We start from the raw sequence: 16,822 nt of genomic DNA, 5'->3' as shown, positions 1-16,822 counted from the left end.
CGGGGGAAAACTGGCATGAGCGGAGCATTTTCCGCCATAGGTGCGTTCTGGACCTATGTCTCGACACTTCTCGACCCCTTTTGCGGTCCGGTCGGTCTCTTCTCGCTTTTCGGAAACGGCACCCTTGTTGCGTGTGGTGATGCAGGCTGGGGCGATGAAATCGCCTTCGGCGTCAAGGTCACGATCTCGCTGGCGCTTGCGACATTGCCTGTCGGCCTGCTGATCGGCTTCCTCATCGCGCTTGCGGCGCAATCGGAAGAAAAGTCGCTGCGGCTGGCAACCGGCATCTACACAACCATCTTCCGCGGCCTGCCGGAACTGCTGACGCTCTTCATCGTCTATTACGGCATTCAGATGCTGCTGCAATCAGCAGCGGGTTATGTCGGCATCACCGGCCCGGTCGAGATCAATGCCTTCGTGGCCGGCATGGTCGCGTTATCGGTGGTGTTTTCATCCTATGCTTCCGAAGTTCTGCTCTCCGCCTTCAAGGCCATTCCCAAAGGCCAATATGAGGCGGGCCATGCGCTTGGCCTGTCGCGCGGCCGCACCATGGTGCTCATCATCATTCCGCAACTGGTCAGGATAGCCCTGCCCGGCATGACCAATCTCTGGGTCATCCTGCTCAAAGACACGTCCTACGTTTCGATCATCGGACTTGCCGATATCATCCGTCAGACCGGCATCGCCGCCCGGGTCAGCAAGGAAGCATTCTTCTTCTACGGCATCGCCTGCCTGCTTTACCTCATCCTCGCACTTCTCTCCTCCATCGGGATCGGCTTCATCGATCGCTGGTCTCGCAAGTCGGAGGCACGCCGATGAGCCATATCAATGAACTCATTCCGCCGCGCCCGGCGCCGGCCATAGCCGAGAAGCCGGTCAACATATCGCGCATCGTCGGCATCGCCGTCATCATGCTCTGGCTGCTGCTCGCCGCCGGCTTGATCTTCGCCATGATCGAGGGGTGGGACTGGGCGAAATTCGAACGTTACGGGCCGCGTTATATTGATGGCCTCATCACCACCATCACGCTGGTTGGCAGTTCGATCATTCTCGGCGCAATCCTGTCAGTGCCGATCGCCTTTGCGCGCATGTCGAAAAACCGCGTCCTCGGCGCGCTGGCCTATGCCTATGTCTATGTCTTCCGCAGCACGCCGCTTCTGGCCCAGCTTTTCCTGATCTATTACGGCCTCGGCAGCTTCCGCCCGCAACTGGAGGCCGTTGGTCTGTGGTGGTTCTTCCGTGAAGCCTGGTATTGCGGCCTCCTGTCGCTGACCCTCAATACCGCCGCCTATCAGGCCGAAATCCTGCGCGGCGCAATCCGCAGCGTGCCGCTCGGCCAGCATGAGGGCGCCGCCTCGCTCGGCATTTCGAAATTCATCACCTTCCGCAAGGTCATCCTGCCGCAGGCACTCATCGTCGCGCTGCGTCCTTACGGAAACGAGATCATCCTGATGATCAAGGGTTCGGCAGTCGTCTCCATCGTCACGGTCTTCGACCTGATGGGACAGACCCGCTACGCCTTTTCCCGCACATTCGATTACCAGGCCTATCTCTGGGCCGCGATTTTCTACCTGACGATCGTCGAGACGCTGAGACATGTCTGGGCCTGGCTGGAAGCCCGCCTGACACGTCACCTCAAGCGTTAAGCCAAAGCTTGGCAGCACTCATCAACTGAGGCTGCCAACATTTTGAAAAATATAACTATTTTGTGACAGTCCATGGCTTTGGCAAGGTTGGATTAACCCTGTCGTGTTCCCATGTCAGATACAGCGGCAACGCTGTGATCGGCAATCATGGAAACGGGAACCGCCGTCATGAACAAGGACATGGAAATGATGCTGAGAGGCTACGGCCTCACCACCGCCCAGATATTCTACCGCATGCCGGACCATCCGCTGGTTCTGCAGACCTATGTCTGGCAGGACTATGATCTCGCCCCGGATTTTCCCGAAATGCACGGCTTCCTCAAATTCTGGCAGGAAAAGCTCGACGGACCGCTACATTCCGTCCGCTACGTGCACCGGCAGGTGATCTCGGCGCAGGAATGGCGTGCCCTGAAAGGGGAGTTCATCATCCACTGAGAACTGTTCCCACATAAACGTTGCGCCAACCACCGTTGCGGCTTACAGCAAACGTCAACCGAAGACGTTATGGATACCGCACGATGACGAAGAACCAGAAAATCGACGAAGAGGCGCTTGCCGAGGCCTATAACCGCGCACTGACGCTTGAAAAAGCCGGCGATGTGGAAGCGGCGGTAAAAGCCTATCAGGAAGTTCTGGCGATCGATCCGGAAGATCACGGTGGCGCCGCCGTGCGTATCGCCGCCATGGGCCGGGGCGAAACGCCGCCGAAAGCGCCAGACGCCTACGTCGAGACCCTGTTCGATCAGCACGCCGAAGCCTTCGAGGACATTCTTGTCGAACAGCTGGGTTATGCCGTACCGATGATGGTGCGCCAACGGCTGCAGACGCTGAACCTCGGCCCTTTCAAACGCCTGCTCGATCTCGGCTGCGGCACCGGCCTCACGGGCGAGGCGCTGCGCGACATGGCCGAGGACATTACCGGCATCGACATCTCCGAAAACATGGTCGAAATCGCCCATGAGAAGGACCTCTACGAGACGCTTTACGTCGCCGAAGTCGAAGATTTCCTTGAAGATAATGACGACGAAGCCTTCGATATCATCACAGCCACAGACGTGCTGCCCTATCTCGGCGCGCTGGAACCGCTGTTTTTCGGCGCCGCCGAAAACCTCAATGCCGGCGGCCTGCTGATCTTCTCGTCGGAAACCCTGGACGAAAAGACCTTGGCCGGACGTCCCTATATGGTCGGCCCGCATCACCGTTTCGCCCATGCGGAAAATTACGTTCGCGAAAGACTGGCTGCGACCGGTTTCGATATCCTCGAAGTCACCGATATCAACGTCCGCATGCAGGACGGCAACCCGACACCGGGCCATCTGGTGATTGCCAAGCTCAAGGGCTGAGGCCCCGACATTGCGGCATATTTCTTCTCCCCGAGGGGGAGAAGATGGCCCGAAGGGTCAGATGAGGGGGCAACGTTGCCGGATTTCGGAGAGCTTGCCCCCTCATCCCGCTGCCGCGGACTTCTCCCCGCCGGGGAGAAGAAACAAGTGGCGTCCGCTCGGCCCAATGCGACGAACTCTGCCGTGCTGAATCAATATCTCATCAAGATCGCCCAGCCAGTTGAAGAGATTCGACTTTCCGTCGCAACAACCCGCAAATAAAAATGCCCTCCCCGGCAACCGGAAAGGGCATTGCTCAAAAACCGGATGAGCGGCGTATCACTCTTCGCCGGATTTCGGATTATCCAGCAGCATGTAATCGAGCGGCAGTTCCGTCGTATATTTGATCTGCTCCATGGCAAAGGCCGACGACACGTCGCGAATTTCGATCTTGGCGATCATCCTCTTGTAGAAGGCGTCATAGGCAGCAATATCAGGCACGACGACGCGCAGGAGATAATCGACGTCGCCGCTCATGCGGTAAAATTCGACGACCTCCGGAAATTCGGAAACCACCTCGGAGAAGCGCTTCAGCCATTCGATGGAATGGGAGGCGGTGCGGATGGAGACGAAAACCGTGACCTTGGTGTTGACCTTGACCGGATCAAGCAGCGCCACGCGCCGGCGGATGACGCCGTCCTCTTCCATCTTTTGGATACGCCGCCAACAAGGCGTCGTGGAAAGTCCGACCTTTTTCGCCAGATCAGCGACGGCCAGCGTGGAATCCTCTTGCAGAATGCGCAAAATCTTACGGTCAAGGCGATCCAATGCGTCTATCCTCCTGAATTAATTTCCTTTCAATACACTAATTTTTGCAGAAAAACAGAAAATTGTTTCACTAAAGCCGCATTTCCACATGTTGCCGCAGAACCGGAAGCAGCTCCTGCGTGAACCATGGGTTCTTTTTCAGCCAGCCGGTATTGCGCCAGCTGGGGTGCGGCAGCGGTAAAATGCCGGGGCCGGAATTGGCGTGCAGGTAGCCGCGCCAGTTCTGCACGGTTTCGGTCATGGTTTTGCGTCGCTTTTCGCCCAGATGAAAAACCTGCGCATATTGGCCGACAGCAAGGATCAGATCCACCTGCGGCATCGCTTCCATCACCCGCGCACGCCATGCAGGCGCACATTCGCGCCGCGGCGGCAGGTCGCTGCCCTTGTCGTCATAACCCGGAAAACAGAAACCCATGGGCACAATGGTGAAGCGGTCGGGGTCATAAAAGGTCTCGCGGTCGACATTCAGCCATTGCCGAAGCCTGTCACCTGAAGCGTCGTTAAACGGCAGTCCCGTCTCGTGCACACGCAGGCCAGGCGCCTGCCCGGCAATCAGGATGCGGGCCTTCTTCGACATGACGACCACCGGACGCGGTTCATGCGGCAGGCGATCGGCCATGCCCCTGACAGGCGCGTCACGACAGAGGCGACAGCGGGTAATCTCGCCGCGCAACGCATCCAGCCCGTCATCGAACCCCGGCATGGATTGATCCATCTCAGCCATGCGACCATCCCAGAAGATGGCGGATGACGGTCAGGAACCCCGCCGCCGGTGTCTCGATATCCGCTGCGCGGTGCTCACGCCGCCATTGCGAAGGTTTTTCGAATTCGCCCGCCCAGATGCCCCGCGCATCCCGGCGCGCTGCGGCCTGTTCACCTGAAAACTGGAAGTAACCGGAGGCGACGGCAAAACCCGCCGACACCATTTCCGCCGAAACATCCCTGCCGCCGGCGGCACAATAAACGAGCAGCCGGCCGTAACGGTCCCTCGAACTGCCGGAACAGGAAAAATTCTGCGCCACGACCAGCCGTTGCAGCACACGGCGCGCCTCCTCCCCGCAGGGCCAGGTCTCGGCGCCGCGCCGGCATGTCTGCAACAGTTCCGGTGCATCGATACCCAGCAGACGAAACCGCTCTTCACCCTTTGAAAGCGTATCGCCGTCGATCACGAAGAAACGACCGCTATACGTCTCGCTGTTGATCTGGTCGAGCTTGGCGGCGATGAGGATGCCGAGAAAAACCGCGGCAAGAAACAGTCCGCCGTCGCGGAACGCCGAAAAACCCCTGCGCCTGCCTCCGTTTCGTCCCATGTAACAACAAACCCTTGTCAGAAATGGCAAACAAATCCTTTCACGGCAGCATCTTCTTAAGATTTTGAGCGTAGCCTGCAAGGGTTCATGTCACCTGCGTTGTAACAATGAGTAAAAGCGTCAGCACGTCCACCGACAAGATCATCGTCGACCGCTCGAAAAAACACCGCAACAAGGCGGTTTTCGACACGGTGAAGACGACGCGTGAACGCCTGCAGCAGGGTGCTGGCGGAACCGAAGCCTATGAACGCGAAATGCTGACCATGCACATCGCCGAGACCCTTCAGGGCGCGATGTTCATGCCGCTTTTCATCGTGCTTGCCTCCGTCATCGGTCTTTATATCACCCGCGACATCGGGCTGATCATCTGGTCGCTGATTGCGCTCAGCTTCCACGCCATGGCTCTGGTGCTGGCCAAGAGAGCGGCGAAACAGCAGATCACGCCCGAAAATCTCCAGCACTGGAAAAGTCTGTTCCTCGGCATGCAGATCCTCATCGGCTGTGCATGGGCCATGTTCGCACTGGCCGAACCGGCGCGCAACGACCCGACGCTTGTCCTCTTCTTCAAGGGCGCAACGCTGCTGATCGCGCTTTCGCTGACCGCCATGGCCAATTTCATGCTGCGGCGGGCGACTTTCATGACCTTCCTGCCGGTTATGGCGGCTCTGTGCGTCACCTCGGCCATCTCTCGTGATCCATTCGATGTCGGCCTTGCGCTGATGTTTGGCATGGCGATCCTCTTCTGTCACCGCATCACCAGCCGGCTCTACCAGACCAGCGTCAAGCTCCTGTCCTCCCAGACGGAAAAGGACGACCTGATCGCCGAGCTCGAAGTCGCCAACTCGGTTTCGGATGAAGCGCGACGCCGCGCCGAAGAGGCCAATCTGGCCAAATCACGTTTTCTCGCTTCCATGTCGCATGAACTGCGCACCCCGCTCAACGCCATTCTCGGCTTCTCCGAGGTCATGGCGTCAGAAGTGCTCGGCCCGCTCAACAACCCGCTCTACAAGGAATATTCCGGCGATATCCATCGCTCCGGCCAGCACCTGCTCGATCTCATCAATGAAATCCTCGACCTGTCGCGCATCGAGGCCGGTCGCTATGATCTCAATGAGGAATCCATCTCGATGCTGGAAATCGCCGAGGATTGCATCGGCATGATCCAGCTGCGCGCCCGCGCCAAGACGATCAGGATTTCGCAGCAGTTCGAAAGCAGCCTGCCGCAGGTCTGGGCTGACGAAAAATCGATCCGCCAGGTCATTCTCAACCTTCTCTCAAATGCCGTGAAATTCACGCCGCAGGGCGGTGAAATCCTTGTGAAAGCCGGCTGGACGGCGGGCGGCGGGCAATATGTATCGATCAAGGATAACGGCCCCGGCATTCCCGAAGACGAAATCCCCGTGGTGCTGTCGGCCTTCGGTCAGGGATCGATCGCCATCAAGAGCGCCGAACAGGGAACCGGGCTTGGCCTGCCCATCGTTCAGGCCATTCTCGCCAAACATGACGGCCAGTTCATCCTGAAATCGAAGCTGCGCGAAGGCACCGAAGGCATCGCCATCCTGCCGGCAAAACGCGTGTTGCAGAGTCTGCCGGCCGTGGAGGAAACCCATGCGATCCAGCCGCGCCGCCGGTCCTTCGCATAAGGGCTCAAGGCCTCAGAAGAACAACGTCGTTACCAGCGAATAAAGCACGAAGAATCCGTTCGCCATCAACAGGCAGAACACGGCGAAGGAGCCGAGGTCCTTGGCATGTCGCCCGACCGAGGAAATTTCCGGCGAAATGCGGTCCACCAGCTCCTCAATCGCGGTATTGAGCGCCTCGACCGCAAACAGCAGCAACATCAGCACAGTGAAGGCGAGAAGATGCGCAAAAGGCGCAGCGACGATGAGAAGCAGGCCAAGCCCGACGCCGAAAGCCAGAACCTCATGCCGGAACGCCGCTTCCTGCCACAGCCGGCCCAGCCCCTGCACGGAATAGCGGGCAGCGGCGAAAAGGTGCCGCCAGCCTTTTTCCTTGCGGAATGCCGGTTCGGTTTGCTTCTTTTGCGGCGTCGCGTCCATCTTCGGCCTCAATGATCGGTGCGGGGGCTGATGCGGGTGTCCACACCCGCCGCTTCGAAAGTCGCCATGCCGGAATGGCAGGCCGCGGCAGCCTTTACGATGCCGGCGGCCAGTGCCGCACCGGTGCCTTCGCCCAGCCGCATGCCAAGCGCCAGAAGCGGCGTCTTGCCAAGCTTTTCGACGGCGGCGAGATGGCCGGGCTCACCCGAGACATGGCCGATCAGGCAATGATCAAGCGCCGAAGAATTGGCGGCCTTCAGCAGGGCGGCAGCGGCGGTTGCCACATAACCGTCGATCAGCACGGGAATACGCTGCACGCGCGCCGCGAGGATAGCGCCGGCAATTGCCGCAATCTCGCGTCCGCCGAGGCGGCGCATGATTTCCAGCGGATCGGACAGGTGGTCCTTATGGAACTCGACAGCGGCCTTCACCGCCGCGATCTTGCGGGCCATGACCTCGCCTTCCGAACCGGTGCCGGGGCCGGTCCATTCTTCCGCCGTGCCGCCATAGAGCGCGAGGTTGATCGCCGCCGCAATCGTGGTGTTGCCAATGCCCATTTCACCGACGCAGAGAAGATCGGTCCCGCCGGCGATCGCTTCCATGCCGAAGGCCATGGTCGCCGCACAGTCGCGCTCCGAAAGGGCCGGCTCGCAGGTTATGTCGCCGGTCGGATAATCAAGCGCCAGGTCGAATATCTTCAGGCCGAGATCATTGGCGACGCAGATCTGGTTGATGGCAGCACCGCCGGCTGCAAAATTCTCCACCATCTGCTGGGTCACGGAAGTCGGATAGGGCGTAACACCATGACGGGTGACACCATGATTGCCGGCGAAAATCGCCACCAGCGGACGGGTGACGGCGGGCGAACGGCCGGACCAAGCCGCCAGCCACATGGCGATTTCTTCAAGGCGGCCGAGCGAACCGGCAGGCTTGGTCAGCTGCGCATTGCGCTCCTTGGCCGCCACCAGCGCGTGCGTCTCCGGGCCGGGAAGCTCACGCAACAGCGCGCGAAAATCGTCGAAGGGCAATCCGCTCATGCTCATGGTGTCGGTCTCTTTCGTAGCCGGGTTGGCTGTCGCATCGGCTCATGCGTCCGGAACTTGTGTTTTCCGGCAAATCGGTCTTTGTTGCGCCTCTCATAATCGCGGATGCGCCGCGGAACAACCGGAAATGCAAGTGCAGCAACGGAGAGAGCATGAAGGCCCGGGATTTTATAACAGATGTCATGCATTCCGTTGCCTTTCTCAGCCGCCTGCCGGTTCCTTCGCGGTTTTTCGAAAATGCCGATGGCGTGTCGATGCGCCGCACCGCCCGCGCCTTTCCCGCCGCCGGCCTGCTGATCGCCCTGCCCGCGGCTTTTCTGGTGGTGATTTTCGCTACTTTCGATGCCTCGCCGCAGCTCACCGGCTGGCTCGCCATCGCCCTCACGGCGCTTCTGACAGGAGCACTGCATGAGGATGGGCTAGCCGATATGGCCGATGGTTTTGGCGCAGGCAAGGACAAGGCGCGCACGCTTGAGATCATGAAGGACAGCCGCATCGGCAGCTATGGCACCATCGCCATGGTGCTGTCCTTTGCCCTGCGCGCCACCGCACTCGCATCGCTGATCGAGACACTTCCCGCTAAAACTGCCGCCGCCGGCCTTATCGCCGCACTTGTCCTGAGCCGTTCCCTGATGGTGTGGCACTGGCAGGCCCTGCCCGCCGCCAAAACCTCCGGCATTGCCGCCGGCGCCGGCCAACCCGGCGAAACCGAGCGCAATATCGCACTGGCGATCGGGTTGCTCGTCTTCATTCTCTTCACGCTGCACACTTTGCCTCTTCTGTCGATTGCACTTGTGCTGGCGGCAGCCATTCTGGCCACCGTACTGTTCGGCAGGCTGTGCGACCGGAAGATCGGCGGCCATACCGGCGATACCATCGGCGCCTGCCAGCAGATCACGGAGATCGTTACTCTCGTCGCCCTTGCCCTTGCGACGTAACGGTCTGATATAGATCGTCATGGAAACACCCTGCATCCATATCTGCCGCCTCGATGCGACCAACAGCCTCTGTATCGGCTGCGGCCGCACGCTGGATGAAATCGGCGGCTGGACAGGCTATAGCGACGAGAAGCGCCGCGCGATCATGCAGGCGCTGCCGCAAAGACTGGAAAATTTGAGCGAGACCGCCAAGGAGACGCATACCGCATGAACAGGTTGACCATCGTTCTCCTTCTCCTCGCCGTGGGCCTCGGCCTGCTTCTCATCAATCACGATGGTGGCCGCACATTCGGCCTCGATAATGATCAATTCGCACAGGCCCTCTATCTCGTGCCCATTGCCGGCCTCCTGTCGGTCGGCATCCTGGCCGGAAGACGCGGTGGCTTCGGCACCGTCATCCGCCAGCTCGCCGTCTGGCTCGTCATCATCCTCGGCCTCGTCTCGCTCTATCTCTATCGCTACGACCTGCAATCCTTCGGCGATCGGCTGCTGGGTGGCCTGATGCCCGGCCGCGCCGTGGTGGTGACAACCGCCGGCGGCGAACAGGAAATCGTGCTACACAAATCGATGAGCGGCCATTTCGAGGCGAATGTGAGCGTTGATGGCAAGACCATCCACATGCTCGTCGATACCGGCGCTAGCTCCGTGGTGCTGGCGAATGCCGACGCCGCCGAAATCGGCATCGATACCGGCAGCCTGCGCTATACCGTGCCTGTTATGACCGCAAATGGCCGCACGGCAGCAGCCCCCGTCACCCTGGCGGAAATCGGCATCGGCCCGATCGTGCGCCGCAACATCCCTGCCCTCGTCGCCCAGGACGGCCAACTGGGCCAGAGCCTGCTCGGCATGAGCTTCCTGTCGACGCTCGGTTCGCTGCAGATGCAGACGGACGAATTGCGGTTGCGGGATCGATAAACTCATCTCGGACAAGCCATCTCATCTTGAAATCAAAGGCTTTCGCCACAATATATGTGAAGCAACAACGAGAACTTTGGGCGACGCAGAACCGCTGGAGACAGTGGATTTTCCGGAAAATCTCGCCACCTCGGCAAATGATTGACATCCCACATTGGCCATGAGACAAGATTACATGTTCAACGCAGGAGTTCTCTACATGATCGGTCCTGATCCCATCCTACTTTGATCTGAACGTCTTTCCACTGCGAGAAGCGAAGCGTCGAACTATGGTTTCGGCGCTTTTTGGTTTTTAGAAACGCCCGGCGAACGAATTTTTCGCTTCAGTTTATATCCCCTGTATTTTCGTTCCATCGTCTCCAAGAGTTTCTCGCCGGTTTTCTTTGCCTCCTCCGCATGTTCATAGAGGCTCCGAATAGCGCTTTCCCGCCCCTCGAGTGAAATATTGGTGAAGCTCTTGCGGTATATTCCATCTATCTTGGCGCGGATTTTATCCAGAACACCATAGAAGTAGACGACATCTCCAATGTACTCTCGCCCAGTGGCGGATATGGAATCGATATTCTTCAGATAGAAATGGGTGTGACGTGCATCTGTAATATGCGGCACGAAATCTTTGTTTTCCTTGATGCGCTCCCTGAAGGTCACATAAGAAATAGGCGCTGCGAGAAAGATCGCCATATCGGCTGTATTAAAGTCGATTTCAGCATATAGGGACCGGATAAATTTCTCTTTTTCTCGCGATTTCTTCCAGAATCCTACGCCCACGGCTACGAATTGACCAAGTATCCAGAGCGTGAAGGCTGTGGAAGCCGCGACCACTGCAGCGAGCAATTGCGGGCTTTCAGATATTTGCTGCGTCGCTGACATGCAACGATCTCCATAAATATAATAAAAACAAATCTTGTAATAACGACAATATAAAAATCATAATCCGCCAATATTAACAATACTAAGACGCCGTTTCAAATCATAGGCAGGGCTATGACTTGCGTCCCCGATGTCAGATCGGTCACGATGGGAAAACACGGTAAGGGTGCGACATATTAATCGGCGAATTAAAATACTCGTAGAAACACCCTTCCGAGACATTTCTTTCTGCCCGGCCCCCGCCCAGCGAACCATTGCCCCTTGATTCCTTCCCATTTGATAATTTATGTTGGTGTTGTTCTCAGGGCGGGGTGCAATTCCCCACCGGCGGTATCGGGATTTTTCCCGGAGCCCGCGAGCGCTTCCGGTCTCCAAAGCCGGAAGGTCAGCAGATCCGGTGAGAGGCCGGAGCCGACGGTATAGTCCGGATGGAAGAGGACAAGGCATAAGACGCCCGCGCGTGAGCGGGTTTCGCATTGCATTGTTCGCCCAAGGGATATTTGGCGCTTCTTGAAGCGCGAAAATGCCGCAAAACGGCATAACCCCTTGAAAGGCTTGAAATAGAATGACCATTGCTAAAATTGAAGACGCGATCGATGCCATTTCCCGTGGCGAGATGGTGATTGTGGTTGACGATGAAGACCGCGAAAACGAAGGCGATATCATCGCCGCTTCCGACAGCATCACTCCGCAGCAGATCGCTTTCATGATGAACCATGCGCGCGGGCTGGTCTGCGTCGCCATGCCGGGTGAGCGCCTCGACGCGCTCGACATTCCGCTGATGGTGTCGCGCAACACCGAATCCCTCAAGACGGCCTTCACCGTCTCGGTGGACTATATTCCGGGCACCACGACAGGCATTTCCGCCGCCGACCGGGCAGAGACAGTGCGTGCGCTGGTGTCGGAGGGTTCGCGCCCGGAAGACTTCGCCCGTCCCGGCCACATCTTCCCGCTGCGCGCCAATCCGCAAGGTGTTCTCGGCCGCACCGGCCACACGGAAGCCGCCGTAGACCTCTGCCGTCTTGCCGGGAAATTCCCGTCCGGCACCATCTGCGAAGTTGCCAATGACGACGGCACCATGGCCCGCCTGCCCCAGCTCGAAGTCTTCGCCGAACGCCACGGCCTGCTCGTCGTGACGATCAAGGATCTCGTTGCTTACCTCAAGGGCGAAGTTGTCGAGGACGTGGTGCAGAAGCAGGTTGCGTGAGCTGCTGCTTGTGGTGTGAATACAAAAACGCCCGGCGCAAGCCGGGCGTGAAATGCGTAACTGAAGCGCTGAAACCTCTCAGCTCCGTCATTCTCGGGCTTGACCCGAGGATCCACAACTCGGCCGCCCATGGATCCTCGGGTCAAGCCCGAGGATGACGTGGAGTGTGGTGAACCGCCGGTTGGCGCGGACGTTTATGTTCATCAGACCAGTAAGTCAGTACTTCCACGACGCCAAAACCCTACCAGCAGCAGAAACCGCCATCCACCAGCAGATCCACGCCCGTCACGAAGCTCGCCGCATCTGACAGCAGGAAGATCGCCGGACCGACCATCTCATCGACGCCCGCCATGCGCTGCATCGGCGTCTGTTCTTCGAACAGCTTGGTCTGATGCACCATCTCCGGCCGCGTATTCATCGGTGTTGCCGTGTAACCCGGCGAGATGGTGTTGACGCGAATGCCGCGCCCCACCCACTCCATCGCCATGGATTTCGACATGTGGATGACGCCGGCCTTCGAGGCGTTGTAATGGCACTGCATCAGCCCGCGATTGACGATGACGCCGGACATGGAGGCAATGTTGACGATTGCACCACGACCGTTCTTCAGCATGGCACTGGCTTCCGCCTGGCAGGAGAGGAAAACGCCCTTCAGGTTGATGTCCATCATCGTCTGGAACTGGCTTTCCTCCATCTCCTCGGCTGGATTGGCGTTGGCGATGCCGGCGGCATTGACGGCGAGTGAAAGCGCGCCAAGCTCGGCCTCAGTACGCGCAACCGCTTCAGTCAATGCCTGCTTGCTGGTGACGTCAGCCGCAATCTGGATCGACTTGCGCCCGGCCTTGGCGATAAAATCGGCCGTCTGCGCCAGACCGTCATCGGTGCGGCGATCAAGCAGCGCGACATTGGCGCCGGACTGGGCAAGCCCCATGGCGATCCGCTGGCCGATGCCGGAACCGGCGCCGGTGACGAGAGCCACCTGACCGGCAAGATCGAACAGTTTCGGCGCGTTGAGCGTGATGGTGGACATCGATATTTCCTTCTTCAGATGGTTGCCAGTTCCATGACCGAGACGTCGTTGGCCTCGTCGCGGTTGAGGATGCCGGCCTGTTTTCCCTGCGCAAGCACGAGGATGCGGTTCGAAACGCCCAGCACTTCTTCCAGATCGGAGCTGACGACGATGACGGCCACACCGTCTTTCGCCAGACCGACGATAATATCGTAGATGCCCGCACGCGCACCCACATCGATGCCACGCGTCGGCTCGTCCAGCACCACCACACGCGGATTGCGGGCCAGCCACTTGGCGATGACCACCTTCTGCTGGTTGCCGCCGGAAAGATCCGATGCCGGCTGTTCGCTGCGGCCCTTCACGCCGAATTTGGCAATAGCCTCTTTGGTAAAGGCGCGCTTGATGCGCGGCGTGATCCAGCCGGTGCCGACGCGGTCGAGATTGGCATAGATCAGGTTCTCGCCGATCTCGTGCTCCACCACCAGCCCCTGCAATTTGCGGTCTTCCGGCACCATGACGATGCCCTTCTCTATCGCGTCCGCCGGGCTTTTCAGCGCCAGCACCTTACCATCCAGCAGCACCTCACCCGCACTCGTCGGGTCGGCACCGGAAATCGCCCGCACCAGCTCGGTGCGTCCCGCGCCGATAAGACCGGCGATACCAAGGATTTCGCCGGCGCGAACGCCGAAGCTGATGTCGCGGAAGGCATTGGTCGCGCCGGTCAGCCCCTTGACCTCCAGCACCACCTTGTCCTGCGGTTCCGGCAACGCCGGGAACAGTCGCTCCAGCGAGCGGCCGACCATGCTTTCGACGATGGTACGCACCGGCGTCGCGCTATCGGCAAATTCATGCACCCGCTCACCATCGCGCAACACCACGATGCGGTCGGTGATCTGTTTGATCTCTTCCATGCGGTGAGAAATATAGATGATGCCGACGCCCTCGGCGCGCAGCTTGCGCACCTGCTCGAACAGCGCCTGCGTTTCCGCACCGCCAAGTGCCGCCGTCGGCTCATCGAGGATCAGAAGTTTCGCATCCAGCGCCAGCGCCTTGGCGATTTCGATCAGCTGCTGGTTGGCGGTCGAAAGGCCGGCCACCTTGCGGGTGGCGGGAATGTGGAGATTGAGGCGCGCCAGCTGCTGCTGGGCTCTGCGCACCATCTCGGCGCGGTCGATAACGCCGTTCTTCATCAGCCAGCGGCCGAGGAAGACATTTTCAGCGATAGAAAGCTCCGGCAGAAGCTTCAGCTCCTGGTGGATGAGCACGATGCCCTTGTCGATCGCCTCGCGTGGCGATGCAGGTGCGTAAGGCTGCCCAAGCCATGTCATCTTGCCCTCGGACGGCTCACGCGAACCGGCGATGATGCCTGACAGCGTGGACTTGCCCGCGCCGTTTTCACCCAGCAACGCCACCACTTCGCCCGGATAGACATCGAGATCGACGGCTTTCAGAACCTCAAGCGGACCATAACGTTTGCTGATGCCACGGAGCGAAAGAACCGGCTCGCGCATGACGGGACCTCCCAGGACACATAAGCAGCGGAAATGCCCAAGCCTTGCGTCCGAAATAACCTAAAGACAAACCAGTGAATGCCCCGCGCATCCCATGGGTCGCGCGGGGCAGCAGGATCAGGGATGATTGGCGATGAAGCCTTCGACATTTTCCTTTGTCGTCAGCGTCGCATCGGAGAGCTGCACGGCCGGAACCTTCTCACCGCCGACGATCTTGACGGCCATTTCGACAGCCATGCGGCCCATCTTCTGGGTCTGCTGCGTCGCGGTCACGTCGAACACGCCGTTCTTCAGCGCCTCAAGGGCTGCCGTATCACCATCAAAGCCGCCAACGACGATCTTCTGCGAAGGGTTGGCGACCTTGATTGCCTGGGCCGCGCCGAGCGCCAGACCGTCGGCCTGTGCAAAGACGATGGAAACATCCGGATTGGCCTGCAGCATGTTCTGCATGATCTGGAAGCCTTCATCCTGGCTCCACATGTTGGACCACTGTTCGGCGACGATCTTCACGCCGGAATTGGCGTTTACCGATTCCATGCAGCCCTTGGTGCGGTCCACTTCCGGTGTCGTGCCCTTCTGGCCATGGATGATGACCATCTTGCCCGAACCACCGGCCTGCTTGATGATGTAATCGCAAACCGCCTTGGCGGAGGCGACGGAATCGGTGGCAAGGAAGGTATCGCCCGGCGCGCCATCGGCATTGCGGTCGATGTTGATGACGGGAACGCCGGCGGCCTTGGCAAGCTTTACCGGAACGGTCGCAGCGGCGGCACCGGCCGGAATATAGATCAGCGCATCGATGTTCTGGGTCAGCAGATCCTGGATCTGGTTCACCTGCGTCGGGCCATCGCCCTTGGCGTCAACGGTGACGACGGCAATGCCCCGCGTCTTGGCTTCGGCTTCAACGGCCTGCTTGATCTGGTTGAAGAAGTTCGCCTGCAGATTGGCGACGGCAAGGCCAATCTTCTTGACTTCGGCGGCATTGGCCTGGCCAAGCGACATGGCGAGAAGGGCGGCGGATGTCAGCAGAATGCGTGAAAATTTCATGATTATTCCTCCATTTGTTGATTGTTGACCTTCGGGCAGATCAAACCTCCTCCCCTCCGGCCGTTTTTCACGCCTCCCATGCCGGGAGGGTCGTTTATTGCGCGGACGGCTCTTCGCCATCCGCAGGCAAATTCAGCTTCTGCGGCGACGCAAGGTTTCAGCACCCACGGCCAGCACGATGACCACACCGATGATGACCTGCTGCAAAAAGGGAGAAACGTTGAGCAGATTGAGGCCATTGCGCAGCACGCCGATGATCAGCACGCCGATGAGGGTGCCGCCAATGCCGCCCGCACCGCCCGAAAGCGAGGTTCCGCCGATGACGACCGCCGCAATCGTATCCAGCTCGTAACCGAAGCCGCTGGAGGGCTGCACCGAGTCGAGACGTGCTGCAAGAACGATGCCGGCCAGACCGGCCAGAACCGCACAGGCGACATAAACGCAGATCGTCACCAGCGGCACGTTAATGCCGGCAAGACGCGCCACTTCCGGGTTGCCGCCAACGGCATAGACCGTGCGGCCTTCGGAGCGGAAACGCAGGAAAATCCAGGTAACAAGCACCACGACCAGCATCAGCAGCACGGTTGCGGTCAACACGCCGAAATGGCGCTCAATCGCCAGCATCATGAACCAGTCAGGAAAACCGACGATCTGCTGTCCATCGGTAATCATATTGGCGAGACCGCGCGCCACCGACATCATCGCCAGCGTGGCAATGAAAGCAGGCACCCGGAAGGCCGTCACCAGAATACCGACCACGAGGCCGCAGGCGGCAGAGGCGACAAGCGCCAGCACGATGGCCATGCCCATCGGCATGCCCGCGACATTGGCCGTCCAGCCCATGATCATCATCGACAGCGCCAGCACCGAGCCGACTGACAAATCGATGCCGCCAAGCAGGATCACGAAGGTCATGCCGACGGCCATGATGCCGAGCACGGTGATCTGGTCGAGAATGTTGAGCCCGTTTCGGAGCGACAGGAAGTTCTCGCTGGCGAAAGTCAAAAAGACACACAGCAGCAGCAGGCCCAAAAGCGGTCCGGTCGCACCACTCAGCCAGGCAAGCGGGCTCCTGGTGTGCGTGACCCCCTCATTGCGTTCAAGCGCGGACAT

19 protein-coding genes and 1 riboswitch are annotated in these 16,822 nt (G+C 59.4%); of the genes, 9 read left to right on the top strand and 10 right to left on the bottom strand.

Annotation, left to right across the window (positions count from 1 at the left end):
• The first annotated feature begins 15 nt into the window (after window positions 1-15).
• From M0412_RS03375 to M0412_RS03360, 4 genes are all read left to right on the top strand, one after another.
• Entirely contained in the window at window positions 16-819 is an 804-nt protein-coding gene (locus tag M0412_RS03375) for an ABC transporter permease (protein WP_142840142.1), read from the top strand.
• The gene (locus M0412_RS03370) at window positions 816-1,646 is read left to right on the top strand and encodes an ABC transporter permease (protein WP_269699817.1); all 831 of its coding nucleotides are present in this window, start codon (window positions 816-818) and stop codon (window positions 1,644-1,646) included. Before M0412_RS03375 ends, M0412_RS03370 begins: the two co-directional genes overlap by 4 nt.
• Before the next feature lie 168 nt (window positions 1,647-1,814).
• Window positions 1,815-2,081, top strand: coding sequence for an usg protein (locus M0412_RS03365; protein WP_142840668.1), 267 nt, complete (start codon window positions 1,815-1,817; stop codon window positions 2,079-2,081).
• Window positions 2,082-2,164: 83 nt separating this feature from the next.
• Window positions 2,165-2,989: a class I SAM-dependent methyltransferase gene (locus tag M0412_RS03360; protein ID WP_269699818.1), complete on the top strand. Its 825-nt coding sequence runs from the start codon at window positions 2,165-2,167 to the stop codon at window positions 2,987-2,989.
• Between the two features lie 318 nt (window positions 2,990-3,307).
• Here M0412_RS03360 and M0412_RS03355 read toward each other — a convergent pair whose 3' ends face one another.
• From M0412_RS03355 to M0412_RS03345, 3 genes are all read right to left on the bottom strand, one after another.
• A complete protein-coding gene (locus tag M0412_RS03355; RefSeq protein ID WP_003507846.1) occupies window positions 3,308-3,796 on the bottom strand; it encodes an Lrp/AsnC family transcriptional regulator in 489 nt (162 codons plus the stop codon).
• Window positions 3,797-3,866: 70 nt separating this feature from the next.
• Entirely contained in the window at window positions 3,867-4,520 is a 654-nt protein-coding gene (locus M0412_RS03350) for a uracil-DNA glycosylase family protein (protein WP_269699819.1), read from the bottom strand.
• Entirely contained in the window at window positions 4,513-5,106 is a 594-nt protein-coding gene (locus M0412_RS03345) for a thermonuclease family protein (protein WP_269699820.1), read from the bottom strand. Before M0412_RS03345 ends, M0412_RS03350 begins: the two co-directional genes overlap by 8 nt.
• 107 nt (window positions 5,107-5,213) lie before the next feature.
• Here M0412_RS03345 and pdhS2 point away from each other — a divergent pair, with 107 nt between their 5' ends.
• A complete protein-coding gene (pdhS2, locus tag M0412_RS03340) occupies window positions 5,214-6,749 on the top strand; it encodes a two-component system sensor histidine kinase PdhS2 (protein ID WP_269699821.1) in 1,536 nt (511 codons plus the stop codon).
• Window positions 6,750-6,761: 12 nt separating this feature from the next.
• Here the strand turns inward: pdhS2 and M0412_RS03335 are convergent, their stop codons facing one another.
• Window positions 6,762-7,166, bottom strand: coding sequence for a diacylglycerol kinase (locus tag M0412_RS03335; protein ID WP_269699822.1), 405 nt, complete (start codon window positions 7,164-7,166; stop codon window positions 6,762-6,764).
• 8 nt (window positions 7,167-7,174) lie between these two features.
• Entirely contained in the window at window positions 7,175-8,209 is a 1,035-nt protein-coding gene (gene cobT, locus M0412_RS03330; protein ID WP_142840148.1) for a nicotinate-nucleotide--dimethylbenzimidazole phosphoribosyltransferase, read from the bottom strand.
• Between the two features lie 152 nt (window positions 8,210-8,361).
• On the opposite strand from cobT, the gene M0412_RS03325 reads away from it, so the two are divergent.
• The 3 genes from M0412_RS03325 to M0412_RS03315 are packed head-to-tail and all read left to right on the top strand — an operon-like array spanning window position 8,362 to window position 10,062.
• On the top strand, window positions 8,362-9,147 hold the full coding sequence (locus M0412_RS03325; RefSeq protein ID WP_309568466.1) for an adenosylcobinamide-GDP ribazoletransferase: 786 nt from the start codon (window positions 8,362-8,364) through the stop codon (window positions 9,145-9,147).
• Between the two features lie 19 nt (window positions 9,148-9,166).
• On the top strand, window positions 9,167-9,358 hold the full coding sequence (locus M0412_RS03320; RefSeq protein ID WP_269699824.1) for a DUF1289 domain-containing protein: 192 nt from the start codon (window positions 9,167-9,169) through the stop codon (window positions 9,356-9,358).
• Window positions 9,355-10,062, top strand: coding sequence for a TIGR02281 family clan AA aspartic protease (locus tag M0412_RS03315; RefSeq protein ID WP_269699825.1), 708 nt, complete (start codon window positions 9,355-9,357; stop codon window positions 10,060-10,062). The genes M0412_RS03320 and M0412_RS03315 overlap by 4 nt, the downstream gene beginning before the upstream one ends.
• Window positions 10,063-10,329: 267 nt before the next feature.
• Here M0412_RS03315 and M0412_RS03310 read toward each other — a convergent pair whose 3' ends face one another.
• Window positions 10,330-10,932 carry a hypothetical protein gene (locus tag M0412_RS03310; RefSeq protein WP_269699826.1) on the bottom strand — a complete coding sequence of 201 codons (603 nt, stop codon included), beginning with the start codon at window positions 10,930-10,932 and terminating at the stop codon, window positions 10,330-10,332.
• Window positions 10,933-11,225: 293 nt separating this feature from the next.
• A riboswitch (FMN riboswitch) is annotated at window positions 11,226-11,376 on the top strand.
• A gap of 121 nt (window positions 11,377-11,497) precedes the next feature.
• Between M0412_RS03310 and ribB the strand changes: the two genes are divergently transcribed.
• Window positions 11,498-12,139, top strand: coding sequence for a 3,4-dihydroxy-2-butanone-4-phosphate synthase (ribB, locus tag M0412_RS03305; RefSeq protein ID WP_080816685.1), 642 nt, complete (start codon window positions 11,498-11,500; stop codon window positions 12,137-12,139).
• Between the two features lie 241 nt (window positions 12,140-12,380).
• On the opposite strand, the gene M0412_RS03300 is transcribed toward ribB, so the two are convergent.
• The 4 genes from M0412_RS03300 to M0412_RS03285 form a co-directional block, all read right to left on the bottom strand.
• On the bottom strand, window positions 12,381-13,169 hold the full coding sequence (locus M0412_RS03300) for an SDR family oxidoreductase (protein ID WP_142840153.1): 789 nt from the start codon (window positions 13,167-13,169) through the stop codon (window positions 12,381-12,383).
• A gap of 14 nt (window positions 13,170-13,183) precedes the next feature.
• Window positions 13,184-14,662 carry a sugar ABC transporter ATP-binding protein gene (locus M0412_RS03295; RefSeq protein WP_269699827.1) on the bottom strand — a complete coding sequence of 493 codons (1,479 nt, stop codon included), beginning with the start codon at window positions 14,660-14,662 and terminating at the stop codon, window positions 13,184-13,186.
• Window positions 14,663-14,779: 117 nt separating this feature from the next.
• The gene (locus M0412_RS03290; protein ID WP_065115989.1) at window positions 14,780-15,709 is read right to left on the bottom strand and encodes a sugar ABC transporter substrate-binding protein; all 930 of its coding nucleotides are present in this window, start codon (window positions 15,707-15,709) and stop codon (window positions 14,780-14,782) included.
• A gap of 132 nt (window positions 15,710-15,841) precedes the next feature.
• The gene (locus M0412_RS03285; RefSeq protein ID WP_127758017.1) at window positions 15,842-16,822 is read right to left on the bottom strand and encodes an ABC transporter permease; all 981 of its coding nucleotides are present in this window, start codon (window positions 16,820-16,822) and stop codon (window positions 15,842-15,844) included.

The sequence above is a fragment of the Agrobacterium sp. O3.4 genome (assembly GCF_041414895.1).
Taxonomy (GTDB): Bacteria; Pseudomonadota; Alphaproteobacteria; order Rhizobiales; family Rhizobiaceae; genus Agrobacterium; species Agrobacterium cucumeris.
The sequence above is the reverse complement of the archived record's forward strand: the minus strand, read 5'-3'. Positions and strand labels throughout refer to the sequence as shown.

What these genes read in the sequence shown, in the direction of transcription:
- M0412_RS03375 (WP_142840142.1), top strand. Translation starts at nt 16, where the DNA reads ATGAGCGGAGCATTTTCCGCCATAGGTGCGTTCTGGACCTATGTCTCG.
- M0412_RS03370 (WP_269699817.1), top strand. Translation starts at nt 816, where the DNA reads ATGAGCCATATCAATGAACTCATTCCGCCGCGCCCGGCGCCGGCCATA.
- M0412_RS03365 (WP_142840668.1), top strand. Translation starts at nt 1,815, where the DNA reads ATGAACAAGGACATGGAAATGATGCTGAGAGGCTACGGCCTCACCACC.
- M0412_RS03360 (WP_269699818.1), top strand. Translation starts at nt 2,165, where the DNA reads ATGACGAAGAACCAGAAAATCGACGAAGAGGCGCTTGCCGAGGCCTAT.
- M0412_RS03350 (WP_269699819.1), bottom strand. Translation starts at nt 4,520, where the DNA reads ATGGCTGAGATGGATCAATCCATGCCGGGGTTCGATGACGGGCTGGAT.
- M0412_RS03345 (WP_269699820.1), bottom strand. Translation starts at nt 5,106, where the DNA reads ATGGGACGAAACGGAGGCAGGCGCAGGGGTTTTTCGGCGTTCCGCGAC.
- pdhS2 (WP_269699821.1), top strand. Translation starts at nt 5,214, where the DNA reads ATGAGTAAAAGCGTCAGCACGTCCACCGACAAGATCATCGTCGACCGC.
- M0412_RS03335 (WP_269699822.1), bottom strand. Translation starts at nt 7,166, where the DNA reads ATGGACGCGACGCCGCAAAAGAAGCAAACCGAACCGGCATTCCGCAAG.
- cobT (WP_142840148.1), bottom strand. Translation starts at nt 8,209, where the DNA reads ATGAGCATGAGCGGATTGCCCTTCGACGATTTTCGCGCGCTGTTGCGT.
- M0412_RS03325 (WP_309568466.1), top strand. Translation starts at nt 8,362, where the DNA reads ATGAAGGCCCGGGATTTTATAACAGATGTCATGCATTCCGTTGCCTTT.
- M0412_RS03320 (WP_269699824.1), top strand. Translation starts at nt 9,167, where the DNA reads ATGGAAACACCCTGCATCCATATCTGCCGCCTCGATGCGACCAACAGC.
- M0412_RS03315 (WP_269699825.1), top strand. Translation starts at nt 9,355, where the DNA reads ATGAACAGGTTGACCATCGTTCTCCTTCTCCTCGCCGTGGGCCTCGGC.
- M0412_RS03310 (WP_269699826.1), bottom strand. Translation starts at nt 10,932, where the DNA reads ATGTCAGCGACGCAGCAAATATCTGAAAGCCCGCAATTGCTCGCTGCA.
- ribB (WP_080816685.1), top strand. Translation starts at nt 11,498, where the DNA reads ATGACCATTGCTAAAATTGAAGACGCGATCGATGCCATTTCCCGTGGC.
- M0412_RS03300 (WP_142840153.1), bottom strand. Translation starts at nt 13,169, where the DNA reads ATGTCCACCATCACGCTCAACGCGCCGAAACTGTTCGATCTTGCCGGT.
- M0412_RS03295 (WP_269699827.1), bottom strand. Translation starts at nt 14,662, where the DNA reads ATGCGCGAGCCGGTTCTTTCGCTCCGTGGCATCAGCAAACGTTATGGT.
- M0412_RS03290 (WP_065115989.1), bottom strand. Translation starts at nt 15,709, where the DNA reads ATGAAATTTTCACGCATTCTGCTGACATCCGCCGCCCTTCTCGCCATG.
- M0412_RS03285 (WP_127758017.1), bottom strand. Translation starts at nt 16,822, where the DNA reads ATGTCCGCGCTTGAACGCAATGAGGGGGTCACGCACACCAGGAGCCCG.